The sequence below is a fragment of the Pseudomonas sp. MHK4 genome (genome assembly GCF_054600775.1).
Genome location: NZ_BAAIAK010000004.1, coordinates 259,546 through 272,768 on the forward strand (window position 1 = coordinate 259,546; position 13,223 = coordinate 272,768).

The 13,223-nt window shown below is 61.9% G+C and carries 17 protein-coding genes; 11 read left to right on the forward strand and 6 right to left on the reverse strand.

Features of this window, described 5'->3' with window-relative positions; genetic code table 11:
- Positions 1-2 precede the first annotated feature (2 nt).
- From gspF to gspM, 8 genes are read left to right on the forward strand one after another with little or no spacing between them, the layout of a single operon-like run.
- Positions 3-1,202, forward strand: coding sequence for a type II secretion system inner membrane protein GspF (gene gspF / locus ACYP2Q_RS13085; protein WP_459730832.1), 1,200 nt, complete (start codon positions 3-5; stop codon positions 1,200-1,202).
- 3 nt (positions 1,203-1,205) lie between these two features.
- Positions 1,206-1,655 carry a type II secretion system major pseudopilin GspG gene (gspG, locus tag ACYP2Q_RS13090; RefSeq protein WP_459730834.1) on the forward strand — a complete coding sequence of 150 codons (450 nt, stop codon included), beginning with the start codon at positions 1,206-1,208 and terminating at the stop codon, positions 1,653-1,655.
- 3 nt (positions 1,656-1,658) lie between these two features.
- A complete protein-coding gene (gene gspH / locus ACYP2Q_RS13095; protein ID WP_459730835.1) occupies positions 1,659-2,126 on the forward strand; it encodes a type II secretion system minor pseudopilin GspH in 468 nt (155 codons plus the stop codon).
- On the forward strand, positions 2,119-2,499 hold the full coding sequence (gspI, locus tag ACYP2Q_RS13100; RefSeq protein WP_459730836.1) for a type II secretion system minor pseudopilin GspI: 381 nt from the start codon (positions 2,119-2,121) through the stop codon (positions 2,497-2,499). Before gspH ends, gspI begins: the two co-directional genes overlap by 8 nt.
- Complete coding sequence (locus ACYP2Q_RS13105) at positions 2,496-3,038, forward strand: type II secretion system protein GspJ (RefSeq protein WP_459730837.1); 543 nt, start codon at positions 2,496-2,498, stop codon at positions 3,036-3,038. Before gspI ends, ACYP2Q_RS13105 begins: the two co-directional genes overlap by 4 nt.
- On the forward strand, positions 3,035-3,865 hold the full coding sequence (locus tag ACYP2Q_RS13110) for a type II secretion system minor pseudopilin (RefSeq protein ID WP_459730838.1): 831 nt from the start codon (positions 3,035-3,037) through the stop codon (positions 3,863-3,865). Before ACYP2Q_RS13105 ends, ACYP2Q_RS13110 begins: the two co-directional genes overlap by 4 nt.
- Positions 3,862-4,968, forward strand: a complete 1,107-nt coding sequence (gene gspL / locus ACYP2Q_RS13115) for a type II secretion system protein GspL (RefSeq protein WP_459730839.1) — start codon at positions 3,862-3,864, stop codon at positions 4,966-4,968. The genes ACYP2Q_RS13110 and gspL overlap by 4 nt, the downstream gene beginning before the upstream one ends.
- Complete coding sequence (gspM, locus tag ACYP2Q_RS13120; RefSeq protein ID WP_459730840.1) at positions 4,965-5,426, forward strand: type II secretion system protein GspM; 462 nt, start codon at positions 4,965-4,967, stop codon at positions 5,424-5,426. Before gspL ends, gspM begins: the two co-directional genes overlap by 4 nt.
- Here the strand turns inward: gspM and ACYP2Q_RS13125 are convergent.
- The gene (locus ACYP2Q_RS13125) at positions 5,419-6,699 is read right to left on the reverse strand and encodes an MFS transporter (RefSeq protein ID WP_459730841.1); all 1,281 of its coding nucleotides are present in this window, start codon (positions 6,697-6,699) and stop codon (positions 5,419-5,421) included. The genes gspM and ACYP2Q_RS13125 overlap by 8 nt on opposite strands.
- Positions 6,700-6,818: 119 nt before the next feature.
- Here ACYP2Q_RS13125 and ACYP2Q_RS13130 point away from each other — a divergent pair, with 119 nt between their 5' ends.
- From ACYP2Q_RS13130 to ACYP2Q_RS13140, 3 genes are all read left to right on the forward strand, one after another.
- On the forward strand, positions 6,819-7,715 hold the full coding sequence (locus tag ACYP2Q_RS13130) for a LysR family transcriptional regulator (protein ID WP_459730842.1): 897 nt from the start codon (positions 6,819-6,821) through the stop codon (positions 7,713-7,715).
- Positions 7,716-8,171: 456 nt separating this feature from the next.
- On the forward strand, positions 8,172-8,435 hold the full coding sequence (locus ACYP2Q_RS13135) for a DUF6124 family protein (protein WP_459730843.1): 264 nt from the start codon (positions 8,172-8,174) through the stop codon (positions 8,433-8,435).
- A gap of 98 nt (positions 8,436-8,533) precedes the next feature.
- Complete coding sequence (locus tag ACYP2Q_RS13140) at positions 8,534-8,917, forward strand: type II toxin-antitoxin system PemK/MazF family toxin (RefSeq protein WP_459730844.1); 384 nt, start codon at positions 8,534-8,536, stop codon at positions 8,915-8,917.
- 208 nt (positions 8,918-9,125) lie between these two features.
- On the opposite strand, the gene ACYP2Q_RS13145 is transcribed toward ACYP2Q_RS13140, so the two are convergent.
- From ACYP2Q_RS13145 to ACYP2Q_RS13165, 5 genes are read right to left on the reverse strand one after another with little or no spacing between them, the layout of a single operon-like run.
- A complete protein-coding gene (locus ACYP2Q_RS13145) occupies positions 9,126-10,352 on the reverse strand; it encodes a beta-ketoacyl-ACP synthase (RefSeq protein WP_459730845.1) in 1,227 nt (408 codons plus the stop codon).
- Positions 10,352-11,080 (reverse strand): 3-oxoacyl-ACP reductase FabG, encoded by a 729-nt coding sequence (gene fabG / locus ACYP2Q_RS13150; RefSeq protein WP_459730846.1) that lies wholly within the window; start codon positions 11,078-11,080, stop codon positions 10,352-10,354. The genes ACYP2Q_RS13145 and fabG overlap by 1 nt, the downstream gene beginning before the upstream one ends.
- On the reverse strand, positions 11,077-11,538 hold the full coding sequence (locus tag ACYP2Q_RS13155; RefSeq protein WP_459730847.1) for a hotdog family protein: 462 nt from the start codon (positions 11,536-11,538) through the stop codon (positions 11,077-11,079). The genes fabG and ACYP2Q_RS13155 overlap by 4 nt, the downstream gene beginning before the upstream one ends.
- Positions 11,535-12,731 carry a beta-ketoacyl-[acyl-carrier-protein] synthase family protein gene (locus ACYP2Q_RS13160; RefSeq protein WP_459730848.1) on the reverse strand — a complete coding sequence of 399 codons (1,197 nt, stop codon included), beginning with the start codon at positions 12,729-12,731 and terminating at the stop codon, positions 11,535-11,537. The genes ACYP2Q_RS13155 and ACYP2Q_RS13160 overlap by 4 nt, the downstream gene beginning before the upstream one ends.
- Positions 12,728-13,210, reverse strand: coding sequence for a hypothetical protein (locus tag ACYP2Q_RS13165; RefSeq protein ID WP_459730849.1), 483 nt, complete (start codon positions 13,208-13,210; stop codon positions 12,728-12,730). The genes ACYP2Q_RS13160 and ACYP2Q_RS13165 overlap by 4 nt, the downstream gene beginning before the upstream one ends.
- Between the last annotated feature and the right edge of the window lie 13 nt (positions 13,211-13,223).

Consider the following 13,223-nt stretch of genomic DNA (forward strand, 5'->3'; position numbering starts at 1 on the left):
TCATGCCGACATTCGATTACCGCGCCGATGACGATCAGGGCCGCCGGCGCAAGGGGCGGCTGGAGGCCGATAATCCCCGGCATGCGCGGCAACTGTTGCGTGAGCGCGGGTTGTGGCCGCGCGACATCAAAGAAATCCGCGTCGCTGCTGGCGACAACAAGCCTGGGCGACTGAGTGCCGCCGACCTGGCACTGCTGACGTTGCAATTGTCCACGCTGGTGCAGGCCGGTTTGCCCTTGGAAGAATCCCTTGAGGCCGTGGCGAAACAGAGTGCCAAGCGTCGGGTTGCCAGTTTGCTGTCAGCGGTCAGGAGCCGGGTCATGGAAGGTCACGCCCTGGCCGCTGCGTTGGCGCAGTTTCCCAAGGCGTTCCCGGAACTGTTCCGAGCCACCGTGGCCGCCGGCGAACGTTCCGGTCATCTGGGTCATGTTCTGGAGCAGTTGGCCGCGTATACCCAGGCCCGCCAGGCCTCAAGGCAAAAAATCCAGATGGCGCTGGTGTACCCGCTGATCCTGATGTTGGCAAGCGTAGTCATCGTTGGCTTTCTGCTCGGTTACGTGGTGCCGGACGTGGTGAAGATTTTCGTCGACAGCGGCCAACCATTGCCGTGGTTGACCCGTGCGTTGATCCGCACCAGTGACGGATTGCGCAACCATGGCCTGTTGTTGATCGCCGCACTGGCGCTGCTGATCTCCCTCTGGCGCTGGAGTTTGCGTCAACCGGTCTGGCGCCTGCGCTGGCATCGCCTGGCGTTGAGCCTGCCGATCTGTGGCGATGTGCTGCGTGCGATGGAAGCCGCACGATTTGCCAGCACCCTGGCCATCCTCGGCAAAAGCGCCGTGCCCCTGGTCGATGCACTGGAAATCGCCGCTGCGGTGATCGGCAACCTGACCATCCGCGCGCGCATGACCGATGTCGCCCGCTCGGTCCGCGAAGGCGGAACCCTGGCCCATGGCCTGGAGCTGAGCGGCGACATCCCGCCGATGATGCTGCACATGATCGCCAGTGGCGAGCGGGCGGGCGAACTCGATCGCATGCTGGCCCGGGCCGCCGAACAACAGGAAAGCAGCCTGGCGGCGCGTATTGCCCTGGTGGTGAGCCTGTTCGAGCCGGCCATGCTCGTGCTGATGGGCGGCGTCGTGCTGCTGATCGTCCTGGCCATCCTGCTTCCGATTCTCAGCCTCAACCAATTGGTGAATTGACCCATGAATGCTCCACGTCACAGAACTTCCCAGCACGGTTTTACCTTGATCGAGATCATGGTGGTGGTGGTCATCATCGGCATCCTGGGGGCCATCGTGGTGCCACAGTTCATGAGCCGTCCCGATCAGGCCAAGGTCACCGCAGCCAAAGTCGATCTCCAGGCCATTGGCACCGCCCTGGAAATGTATCGCCTCGACAACTTCCACTACCCCTCCACGCAACAAGGGCTGGAGGCCTTGAGCAAACGTCCTTCCGGGTTGCCGGCGGCACGTAGCTGGAACCCTCAGGGTTACCTGAAAAGCTTGCCCGTTGACCCATGGGGCACGCCCTACCAGTACCTCAATCCCGGTGTGAAGTCGGCTGATGGCGGCTATGACTTGTATTCCCTCGGCTCCGATGGCGTAGCAGGCGGCGAAGGGCGCGCGGCGGAAATCGGCAATTGGGGTGGTTGAAGCATGCCGCGCCGATGCCGGGGATTTACCTTGCTGGAAATGATGATTGTGATCGTTCTTGTAGGTGTGCTGGTGGGCATGGTGAGTCTTGCCACTGGCGTTAATCCGGCGCAGCAAGCCAGGCAGGAAGCGGGTGCGCTTGCTGGTGTCATTCGTCAACTGCGTGAACAGGCCGTGCTCGAGGGAAGGGAGTTCGGTCTGCGGTTGAGCGTCGAAGGGTATCGGGCAATGCGCCTCGATGGGCGTGTCTGGGAGCCGCTGTCAGCCTTCCACCGATGGCCCGATAACTTGCGCCTGAGCCTTGACCAGGAAGGCTATTCCATGAGCCTGGGCGTTGACGCCGGCCCACCCCAGATTCAGCTGTACAGCAGCGATGAAACCAGCAGCTTCATCCTGAAATTCGCTGGCAAAGACAGGGTCTGGGCGACCTTGGCCAGCGATGGCATCAGCGAGGTCATGATCGATGAATGAGCCGTCTTTCCAGCCGCGCATGGGTGGCTTCACCTTGCTTGAAGTCATGGTGGCCTTGGCGATTTTCGCGACCCTGGCCACCGCCGTGCTATCCGCGAGCCAATACGTGGTGAGGCAGGCCGGTGCTGCCGAAGAGCGCCTTCTCGCGGCCTGGGTAGCGGACAACCAGCTGAACGAGCTGCGCCTGCAAACGTCCCCCGTGATCGCACCGCCACAACCGGTGGTGAGCATGGGGAGTCGTGACTGGGTTGTACGTCAATCCGTCGCCATGGCGAGCGATCCGCAGGGGTGGCTGGTAGAGGTCGAGGTCGGCCTTGCCGGGCGTGACCATTCCCTGTTCCGTACGACCGGTTGGATAGCCAATCGGCCATGAATAAGCAAGACGGATTCACCCTGCTGGAACTGGTCATTGCCATCGCGATTTTTGCATTGCTGGGGCTGGCCAGCTGGACGCTGTTCGACGGTGTGGTGCGTGTGCAGCAGGGCACCCTGAGCCACGAACGAGAACTCAGGAACCTGCAACGCGCCGTGGCAGTGATCGAACGCGACCTGCTGCACATCGCGCAACAGCCTGTGTTGCTTGACCCGACGCGGTTGCAACTGTTGCGCGGCAATTGGCGTAATCCGCTGGACTTGCCACGCAGTGAGCGACAGGTGCTGACCTATCGATTCGACAACGGCGTGCTGTGGCGCGACAGCCGGGCTGAAGGCGCTCAGAGCGTACAGCAACAAAAACTGCTGGAGGATGTTCGAGACCTGCGTTGGCGTCTGTATGACAGCCAGGTCGGTTGGCGTAGCTATTGGCCGTCTGCGGCGAACCTGAAGGCGCCCTTGGCGCTGGAAATACAGCTATCGGCCGGGCGTTTCCAGGCGATCCGCCGGGTGCTGTTATTGCCGGGGGCATTGCCATGAGGGCCGGTCAACGCGGTGTTGCGTTGATCAGTGTGTTGCTGGTCATGAGCCTGGCGCTGCTGATCATCGGCGGCATGCTGCGCAGCCATCGCGCTTTGCTGCAAGGCACCGGGCAACAGCTGCAACAGATGCACCTGAGGCAACTCGGCGTCGCTGGGGAGACCTGGGGCCTGATGTTGCTCAAGGCCCAGCAAAAAGACAGCGACCCGATTGCTCAGCCGTCCAGCGTTTTCGCCATTGAAGACGCGCAGATCCGTGTCGATATCGAGGACCTGGCCGGGCGTTTCAACCTCAATGCCCTGTTGATTCAGGGCCAGATCGATCAAGTCACGCTCAATCGCTGGACGCGTTTGCTGGCGCTGCTCGAACTGCCGCCGATGCAACTGGAACAAGTGGGGGCGCTGCGAGAGCTCAGCCAGCTGCGACTGCTTCCCGGTGTCGACGCTGAGTTGTTGCGTCGCCTGGAGCCCTGGGTCGCACTGTTACCGGTAGAGGCTGCGACGAACATCAACACGGCACCGGCGCTGGTGTTGCGCACGCTCGACGGTATCGAGCCTGCAACAGCCGAAGCCCTGGTACACCAGCGTTCCACGGCCGGCTGGCCAAGCATTCAAGCCTTTACTCAGGACCCGCTGTTATCCGGCCTGGGCTTGAGCAGCCATGGCCTGGGCGTTGCCAGCCGCTGGTACCGGATGACCGTGCAAGTGACCCAGGGGCAGGGCCATCTGCGGCTGGCCACTGATGTCGAACGCGACCCAAGGACACGTCAGCTGAACATCCTGCAACGGCGTGTCCTGCCCTCGAACCCCAATGAGATAGCGCAATGAAAACCTGGCTTTACCTGACAGCCGAAGGCCTGGCCATGCCCACGGCTTCCTGGCCTTGTTGCCGATGGACTTCGACCGGCAAACGGCAGCACTTGCCCTTGAATCAAGCGGCCCAGGCACTGGCAGGGCAGACGGTCGATCTGCTGTTGCCCATGGAGCTGTGCAGTTGGGTGCTCAGCGATCCATGGCCGTCCAGGCGCCAGCCTGCTGCCCAGGCCATCGCGTTCGCCGTCGAAGAGCAACTGAGCCAAGCCCTGGAAAAACTGCACTTGAGCTCCGATGTGCGCGATGCACAAGGTCGCTATCCGGTGATGGTGGTCGACCGCGAACGATTTGCCGTCGTGCTCGCGCTGCTGGCCGAAGTGGGTCTTGAAGTGCGGTCCGTGTTTGTCGATGCCGATCTGTTGCCCCGTGACCAGGCGCTCGGTATCCGCTGGTTTGGCCGCTGGTTGCTCGGAGGCGGCTTGCCGGCTCGCCTGACCTTGTCGGATGCCGCATTGCTGGCGCTCAAGCCGGGCTTGCCCGTGGGTATTGAGTGGCGCGACGAGCGTCAGGACTGCGCTGATATCGATCAATGGCTGGCCTCGGTGCGTGGGCAGGCAATCAATCTGTTGCACGGTGATTTCGCTGCGCCCCGCAAGCGCCTGCCCTGGCATCTCGGCGGGCTGGTCGTGCTGGCGCTGCTGCTGCTCGACTGGGGCGCCAGCGCGGCACGTATCGGTTTTCTCGAAAGCCAGACCCGTCAGCTCTACAGCCGCAACGAGCAGCAATTCAAGGCGCTGTACCCGGACCAGACCCGCATCGTTGACCTGGCATTGCAACTCAAGGCCTTGCAAAGCACGAATGCGGCCTCCCAGGACGGTCAAATCGCCGGGCTGGTCAAGCTCGTCGAACAGGTCATCGGCGCCAGCAACGTCGATGTCCAGCGCATTGAGTTTCGCGAAAGCGATGGCTGGAAAGTCCAGCTCACCGCCAACAGCTTCACCGAACTGGAGTTACTGCGCGAGCGGGGTCGACAACAAGGCCTGCCGGTGCGACTCGACAGCGCGAGCAAGGAAGGCGATCGGGTGCAGGCGACCCTGACTCTGGAGCAAGGCGCATGAAGGTGAACGGGTTGATTCCAATGCCGGCACTGCTGCAGCGCTGGCAACGCTTGTCGCTGCGCGAACGTCGGTTGCTGTTGATGTTGGGGGCATTTGCCCTTGGCGTTGCAGCATTCAGCCTGGTCTGGCAACCGACACAGCAGCGCCTTGCGACTGCCGAACGCCAATACCATCAGCAACTGGCCCTGGCGGCGCAACTGCAGCTGGCGCGTCCGCGCAGCGCACGCGAACCTGTCGCCCAGCCGCTGTCGCTACACGTCAGCGAAAGTGCCACCGAGGCGGGGCTGGACCTGCATCAGGTCAATACCGACGGTGATCAGTTGCGCCTCAGTCTCAGCGGTGACGCCAAGGCCTTGCTGGCATGGCTGGACCGCATCGAACGCAATGGCACTGTGTTGCAATCCTTGACCCTGGAAAAGCGCAACACGGTGCTGGAGGCGCGGGTGGTACTCAGATAGTCGTGCCGGCTCCCGGCAGTGGTGGCAACTTCGCCAGTTTCAACGCCACCAGCAATGCCACTACCAGCAGCCCACCAATGAACAGGCCGATGCCATTCCAGCCGCCCAAGTGCCAGAACACGCCGCCCGCCGTACCGGCAATGCTCCCCCCGGCGTAGTAGCAGAACAGGTACAAGGACGATGCCTGGCCCTTGGCCTTGGTGGCACGGCGGCCGATCCAGCTGCTGGCGACCGAGTGGGCACCGAAGAAGCCGAACGTGAAGACCAGCATGCCGATGATCACCAGCGGCAATGGCGTAAACATGGTCAGGGCGAGGCCGCCGATCATCAGCGCGATCGTGCTCCAGAGCACTTTGCGGCGGCCGAGTCGGTCGGCCAGCGAGCCGATTTTCGCCGAGCTGTAGATACCCGAGAGGTACACCACCGAGAGCAGTCCGACAAAGGCCTGTTCCATGTGATAGGGCTCGGCCAGCAGGCGGTAGCCGATGTAGTTGAACAAGGTGACGAACGCTCCCATCAGCACAAAGGCTTCGAGGAACAGCAGCGGCAGGCCGGCGTCGCGAAAGTGCATGGTGAAACCGTCGACCAGGCTGCGCGGGTGCAGCGAGCGCGGGCGGAAGTTGCGCGATTCGGGGAGGATTTTCCAGAACACCGCTGCCGCAATCAGCGCCAGACCGCCAATCACCAGCATTGCGGTGTGCCAGCTGACGAAGTCGATCAATACGCCGGTGATAAGACGCCCGCTCATCCCGCCGATGGCATTGCCACCAATGTACAGACCCATGGCGAGGCCGATGTGCTGTGGGTGAATCTCTTCGCTCAAATAGGTCATCGCAACCGCTGCCAGACCGCTCAATGACAACCCGATCAGCGCGCGCATGACCAGCACGCCGTGCCAGCTCGGCATCATCGCGCTGGCCATGGTGCACAGTGCGGCGGCGAACAGTGCTGCCACCATCACCGGTTTACGCCCGATGCGGTCGGAGATCGGGCCGGTGATCAGCAGGCCGATGGCAAGCATGCCCGTGGCCACCGACAGGATCAGGCTGCTCTGCGCCGCGTTGATGGAATATTCGTGGGACAACAGCGGCATCATCGGCTGCACGCAGTAGAGCAGGGCAAAGGTGGCAAAGCCGCCGCAGAACAGCGCCAGTACTGTGCGCATGAACGCCGGCGTGCCTTTTTCGATGTAGATCTCCGCCAGCTCGGCGACGACTTCGCCCTGAGCGGCGGGTTGAACTTCGTGGGCGAGTGGAGCGACAGCAGTTTTCACGGTGGACCTCGGAGGAGCGCAGCCGGTCAGGCAATGAAAAAAGCATATAGCTGGCTAATGATTCAATCCAATATATTGTTCGACCTGTTTGATAGCTTTAACGACCTAATGAGGTATTCATGGAATTGCGTCATCTGCGCTACTTCATCGCCGTCGCCGAAGAACTGCATTTCGGCCGTGCCGCACAGGTGCTGGGCATCTCGCAGCCGCCGCTGAGCCAGCAGATCCAGGCGCTGGAGCAGGAGCTCGGCGCCCGCTTGTTCGAGCGTACCAATCGTCGGGTCGAGCTGAGCGAGGCCGGTCGATTGTTCCTGGAAGAGGCGCGGCTGGTGCTGGCGCAGGTCGATAAGGCGGCGGATGTTGCGCGGCGGGCACAGCTGGGCGAGCTGGGTGAACTGAAAATCGGCTTCACCTCGTCGGCACCGTTCAACTCGACCATTCCCCAGGCGATTTTCTCTTTCCGCCAGCGCTTCCCGGCGGTGCACCTGAACCTGCGGGAAATGAGCAGCACCCAGGTGGCCGATGCGCTGGTGGATGAGTCGATCGAAGTCGGCATCATGCGCCCGCTCGGGCTGCCCGATTCGCTCAGTGTGGTCGAGCTGATGCGCGAGCCGCTGGTCGCCGTTCTCAGCGCCAAGCACCCGTTGGTAGAGGGCAGCGAGGAGGGTTTGTATCTGTCAGCCCTGGCCCTCGAGCCCTTCGTATTCTTCCCCCGCAGCTACGGCAGCGGCCTGTACGCGCAACTGCTCAGCCTGGCCCGGGATGCCGGCTTCAGCCCGCACTTCGCCCAGGAGGCCGGCGAGGCAATGACCATCATTGGCCTGGTGGCCGCGGGGCTGGGTGTTTCGGTGCTCCCGGCGTCTTATCAGCGGATGCGCATTGATGGCGTGGTCTATCGACCGCTGCTCGATCCAGCGGCGGTGTCGGCGGTTTGGCTGGTACAGCGCAAGGACCAGAAGTCGCCGATGGCGCGGGCGTTTGTGGAACTGCTCACGCGCAAGGTTGAACCGCTGTAGGAGCGAGCTTGCTCGCGATGAACCAAAGAACACTGCGTGCACCCAGGAACCCACGTCTTCGTTAACGTCCATCGCGAGCAAGCTCGCTCCTACAGGATCAGATTTTTCGCCGCTGCTCGTGGGACTTTTCTGAACTATCCCGGAGGGGCTACAGCGCCTTGCGGCGTTGCCTACAACTACTCCAGAATCCGCCGGCTTGTGCGCTTTGAGGGCCATCGGTAGCTTGATCCGGGTCACTGATTGTCAGTGATCGGGTTTAGTAGCCCTTAGCAAATCGAAGTGCACATGCGCTCCTGATAGGCAGGTATGTCCATACCTGCCCTTGACGGTAGCTGTGCGCAGGGCGCCTTCGGGCGCGCCGGTTTTCGCTTTGCCCGGTCTACTAACCTGCGTACAGCTGCCACCCTTTTGATCAGTAGCGATTCGGTGTGGCCCCCACTGTCAGGACGCTGAATCATGACCAATAACTCAAACCCACCGGATATCGACCCAGACACTCCACACCAAGCCAGCAATATCTTCCTCATTGCCCCCGAAATCGACAATCACACCCTGCTCGAATACGCCTGCGTGTCACTGGCATCAGCCAATGTCATGGCGAGCGACTTCGCGCGGAGCCTGAACGCAGCGCAGAGCCACACACTGCTGGGGATTCAGCAATCGATCATGCTAGGGGAACTGGCGGTGAATAGGGTGCTGGATAACCTCGATCCACCCTGAATCATCCAGGGAGCGCTGGGATACTTCACGTAACGGATCTGGTTTCGTGATTTACCCGGTTATTGAGCAGAATCGATTTCTTTAGTTGAGTGCCATGGATGCCACTTCTATATCAACCCAAGGAAGGCAGCGTGCTGATTTGTGATTTCAGGGGGTATGAAGTTCCCGAGATGATCAAGATCAGGCCGGTTGTCGTGATCCGCAAACACAGAACCAACAACCTGTTGGTGACGGTTGTGCCGCTTAGTACAACCGCTCCCAATCATATGCTTGAACACCACCTGGAGCTGCCAAATCAACTGCAGGGAGCAAGTCCGACCTGTTGGGCTAAATGCGATATGGTTGCCACCGTCAGTCTTTCCAGGCTCGACCGGATCAAGAGCAGAGATCGTCGAGGGAAGCGCACTTACGTCATTTTACAACTTGAAACAGACGAGTTTTTTGCGATCAAAGTCGCGGTGCGCAAGGCCTTAGGCCTGTAATCGCAGCCAGTCTGATGGAGACAGGCCAGTTGCTAGCTGTTGTTCGCCAGGTGATTTCGGACAATACTGACGACGTTCCCGAAAGGGGCTTGTGAGACTCTGAGGATCCTGGGCAACCAGCCATCACAGAGCCAGGCAGGTAAAGGGCGATGACAAGCCCACCTGTCTGTGAAGGGGCGCCGAAAGGCGCCCTTTGTCGTTTCTGGCCTTACACCCAGCGCTTGAAAATCAGCGACGTATTCACCCCGCCAAACGCAAAATTATTGTTCATCACATACTGGTTGCTCATCTGCCGGAATTCGCCACGCAGGTAGTCCAGCTTGCCGCAGTGCGGGTCGACCTCATCAAGGTTCAGCGTGTGTGCATACAGGTCGCGGTTCATCATTTCGATGCTGAACCAGGACTCCAGCGCGCCACAGGCGCCCAGGGTGTGGCCGAGGAAGCTCTTTTGCGAGCTGATCGGCATGTGTTCGCCGAACAGGCTGCTGGTGGCGAGGGTTTCGGCGATGTCGCCCTGTTCGGTGGCCGTGCCGTGACCGTTGACGTAGCCGATGTCGGCAGGGCTCAAGCCCGCGTCTTCCAGGGCCAGCTCCATGGCCCGGCGCATGGTGACTTGCTCCGGGCGGGTGGTGTGCTGGCCGTCGGCGTTGCTGCCAAAACCGACCAATTCGGCATGGATACGGGCACCCCGCGCCAGGGCGTGTTCCAGTTCCTCGAGCACCAGCATGCCACCGCCTTCACCGATCACCAGGCCGTCGCGGCCTTTGTCATAGGGGCGTGGGGTGGTGTGCGGTGCGCTGTTTTTCAGGCTGGTGGCGTAGAGCGCGTCGAAGACCATGGCTTCGGTCGGGCACAGTTCTTCGGCACCGCCGGCGAGCATCAGCGGCAGGCGGCCGAACTTGATGGCTTCGTAGGCATAGCCGATACCCTGGCTGCCGCTGGTGCAGGCGCTGGAGGTTGGGATCAGGCGGCCGGTGAGACCGAAGAAGATGCTGATGTTGGCCGCCGTGGTGTGCGGCATCATGCGCACGTACGAGTTGGCGTTCAGGCCTTCGGCCACCGAGTTGAGCAGCATGTTGCCGAACGCCTTGATCTCGTCGGTGCTACCGGTGGAGGAACCGCAGGCCACGCCCATGCGCCCATCCTTGATCGATTCGTCACCGAGCAATCCGGCGTCGGCCAGCGCCTGTTCCGCAGCGCCGACGGCCAGCCGTGAAACGCGACCCATGCTGCGCAGTTGTTTGCGCGTCCAGTGGCTCGGCACCTTGAAGTCATCGATGGGCCCGGCCAGGCGTGTATTGAGTTCGGTGAAGCGGTCCCATTCATCCATTCGACGGATGCCGCTGCGGTTGGCCGCGAAGTGGCCGGCGATGGTTTCCCAATCGTTGCCCAGGGAGGTGATGCCGGCCATGCCGGTGACGACGACGCGCTTCATCAGCACAGGCCTCCGTTGACGGCCAGAACCTGCCGGGTGATGTACGAGGCTTCCGCCGACATCAGGAAATTCACCGCGCCGGCCACCTCTTCAGCGGTGCCCATGCGCCCTGCGGGGATCATCTTCATCAGTTCGTCCACCGGCACGTTTTCATCGAGCATGGCTGTGTCGATCAGGCCGGGTGCGACACAGTTGACGGTGATCTTGCGCTTGCCCAACTCGATCGCCAATGCTTTCGCCGCGCCGATCAATCCAGCCTTGGAGGCGCTGTAGTTGACCTGGCCGCGATTGCCGATCAAGCCGGACACCGAGGTGATGCAGACAATCCGTCCGGCGGCGCGACGACGAATCATCGGCATCATCACCGGGTGCAGCACGTTGTAGAAACCGTCGAGGTTGGTGCGCATCACCACATCCCAATCATCCTCGCTCAGCGCCGGAAAAGCACCATCGCGCGTCAGCCCGGCGTTGAGCACCACGCCGTAATAGGCACCATGGGTTTCGACGTCGGCCTCAAGCATGGCCTTGCAACCGGCGCGGTCGGACACGTCGAATTGCAGGATGCGCGCAGTGCGTCCCAGAGCCTCGATTTCGCCTTGCACGGCCTGGGCGTCCGCCAGGCCACTGCGGCAATGCAGCACGATCTCATGCCCGGCGCGGGCCAGGCGCAGGGCGATGGCGCGGCCGATGCCACGGCTGGAACCGGTGACCAGTACGAATTCAGTCATGACTGGACTCCTTCGGATTCATGAAGATATTGAGCCGCCTGAGGCGGGCGATACACGTTCAGGCGGGCGCTGGCGTGAATGCCGGGTGCGTTGATGTGGCACTCGAACACGCCCATGCCATTGTCGTCTTCCAACGAGCGGATGCCATGCAGGGTCAGCTCGGTGCCGGCCGGGAAACGGTCGACGTTGCATTCGAACTTGCGCGAACCGAGCAAGAAGCCCAGCTCCACGGCATCGCCGCGCTGGCGCGCATGACAACCGGCGAAGGCCGCGACGCTCTGGGCCATCAGCTCAATACCGACCCAGGCCGGCAGGCTGCCGTCGGGCAGGTTGAACAGGCCGTCGGGCTTGACGCTGAGGCGGGTATGAATCTGCTCTTCATCGAATGCCAGGATCTGCTCGATGAGGATCATGTCGCCAGCATGGGGCAGCAGTTCGGCGAGCGGCCAGTCAATCATGGGGCGTCTCCGATAATCAGGCTGACGTTGTTGCCACCGAAGGCGAAGGAATTGCTCATCAGGTAGCGAGGTCCAGTGGACGCCAGGCGATCGGCGGGAGTCACCCATTTCAGGGGCGGCAGTTCGGGGTCGGGCTGGCCATCCCAGACATGCGGCGCCAGGCGGTGTTCGCGGTTGCCGTTGCTCAGGCTCAACCAGCAGAACGCGGCTTCCAGCGCACCGGCCGCGCCCAGGGTATGACCGGTCATGGGTTTGGTCGAAGAACAGGGCACGCCGGCCGGGAACAACGCCGACACCGCGTGGCTTTCCATGGCGTCGTTGTGTTGGGTGGCGGTGCCATGCAGGTTCAGGTAGGCGATCTGCTCAGGTTGCAGTCCGGCTCGGCTCAACGCCTTTCGCATCGCTTGTTGGGCGCCACGGCCGGTAGGCTCAGGGGCGGAAATATGGTGCGCATCGGAACTGGCGCCACTGCCCAGCAAAGCAATTGGCTGGCCTTCGACAGGCTGTTTGCTCATCAGGAACAGCACGGCCGCTTCGCCGATATTGATGCCGTTGCGGTTCACCGAAAACGGATTGCAGCGTTGCCCGGACACCGCTTCGAGTGCCGAGAAACCGTTGAGGGTCAGCTTGCACAGCGTGTCGACGCCACCGCACAGCACAACGTCGCACACGCCCAGGTCGAGCAGGCGCTGGGCACTCATCAACGCGCGTGCGCTGGAGGTGCAGGCAGTGGAGATCACATAGGCCGGGCCGCTCAATTGCAACCAGTCGGCGAGAAAATTCGCCGGTGCGCCGAGTTCCTGTTGCTGGTAGTCGTAATCGGCGGGGAATTGCTGTTCGCGCACATAACGGGCCAGGCCCTGGCTGGCTTCGTCGATGCCCGACGTGCTGGTGCCCAGCACGATACCGATGCGGTCGCGGCCATAGACCTGGATGGCCTGGTCGATGTCGTGGCGAATCTGCAGCGCGGCCTCCATCAGCAATTGATTGTTGCGGCTGCGTTGGCAGGTCAGCTCTGTGGGAATCGCCACGAGTTCGCCCGTGACTGCACCGACCGGCAATGATTTCTCCGCCACCCAGCCAGCCTCGCTGCGCATGCCGGAGCAATCGCCGGCAAACAGGTTGCGGGCGACTTCATGCTTGTCGCGGCCCAGGGCACAGATGACTCCGAGGGCATTGAGGTAGGCCGTCATGGCGTGTCACCGCTCAGGGGCGTGATTTGATATTTCGGGCCTTTGGGCAGGTTCAATTCGAAGCTCAATGGTTGTGAGTAACGGACATCCCAGCGCTCTGGCAGCGAGCGTTGTGCCCCGTGTTGCCACGCGTGCGGATAGTTGCCAGGCAGTTCATCCCTGGGGGTCAGCGCAAACAACAATGCGGCGAACAGTTCCCGGGCTTCCGGATTAGGCGGCAGCAGGCCATCGGCGTGCCAATGGCCGTCGATCAGTTTCTGACGGGCCTGGGGAATACCCAGCAGGTCCATCATCGACCAGCGAATCCCAGGGCCTTCGCGCTGGATGACCAGTACCCAATCCTGGCGCTGCTCGGCCTGCAGGCGCTGGATGTGCAATTGCAGCGGCAACGCCATGCTCGGGGTCTGTTCGGGCAGCGGCGCCTGGCTGACGCAGGCACTCAGCAGCAGGAGGCAACCGAGCAGCAGGCATCGAATCATCAGGCACACCCTT

Excerpts from the sequence above, each read along its gene's own strand:
- ACYP2Q_RS13155 (WP_459730847.1), bottom strand. The coding sequence starts at position 11,538 with ATGATTGACTGGCCGCTCGCCGAACTGCTGCCCCATGCTGGCGACATG.
- ACYP2Q_RS13165 (WP_459730849.1), bottom strand. The coding sequence starts at position 13,210 with ATGATTCGATGCCTGCTGCTCGGTTGCCTCCTGCTGCTGAGTGCCTGC.
- gspI (WP_459730836.1), top strand. The coding sequence starts at position 2,119 with ATGAATGAGCCGTCTTTCCAGCCGCGCATGGGTGGCTTCACCTTGCTT.
- ACYP2Q_RS13145 (WP_459730845.1), bottom strand. The coding sequence starts at position 10,352 with ATGAAGCGCGTCGTCGTCACCGGCATGGCCGGCATCACCTCCCTGGGC.
- fabG (WP_459730846.1), bottom strand. The coding sequence starts at position 11,080 with ATGACTGAATTCGTACTGGTCACCGGTTCCAGCCGTGGCATCGGCCGC.
- gspL (WP_459730839.1), top strand. The coding sequence starts at position 3,862 with ATGAAAACCTGGCTTTACCTGACAGCCGAAGGCCTGGCCATGCCCACG.
- ACYP2Q_RS13135 (WP_459730843.1), top strand. The coding sequence starts at position 8,172 with ATGACCAATAACTCAAACCCACCGGATATCGACCCAGACACTCCACAC.
- ACYP2Q_RS13105 (WP_459730837.1), top strand. The coding sequence starts at position 2,496 with ATGAATAAGCAAGACGGATTCACCCTGCTGGAACTGGTCATTGCCATC.
- gspF (WP_459730832.1), top strand. The coding sequence starts at position 3 with ATGCCGACATTCGATTACCGCGCCGATGACGATCAGGGCCGCCGGCGC.
- ACYP2Q_RS13130 (WP_459730842.1), top strand. The coding sequence starts at position 6,819 with ATGGAATTGCGTCATCTGCGCTACTTCATCGCCGTCGCCGAAGAACTG.
- gspM (WP_459730840.1), top strand. The coding sequence starts at position 4,965 with ATGAAGGTGAACGGGTTGATTCCAATGCCGGCACTGCTGCAGCGCTGG.
- gspG (WP_459730834.1), top strand. The coding sequence starts at position 1,206 with ATGAATGCTCCACGTCACAGAACTTCCCAGCACGGTTTTACCTTGATC.
- ACYP2Q_RS13110 (WP_459730838.1), top strand. The coding sequence starts at position 3,035 with ATGAGGGCCGGTCAACGCGGTGTTGCGTTGATCAGTGTGTTGCTGGTC.
- gspH (WP_459730835.1), top strand. The coding sequence starts at position 1,659 with ATGCCGCGCCGATGCCGGGGATTTACCTTGCTGGAAATGATGATTGTG.
- ACYP2Q_RS13160 (WP_459730848.1), bottom strand. The coding sequence starts at position 12,731 with ATGACGGCCTACCTCAATGCCCTCGGAGTCATCTGTGCCCTGGGCCGC.
- ACYP2Q_RS13140 (WP_459730844.1), top strand. The coding sequence starts at position 8,534 with ATGCCACTTCTATATCAACCCAAGGAAGGCAGCGTGCTGATTTGTGAT.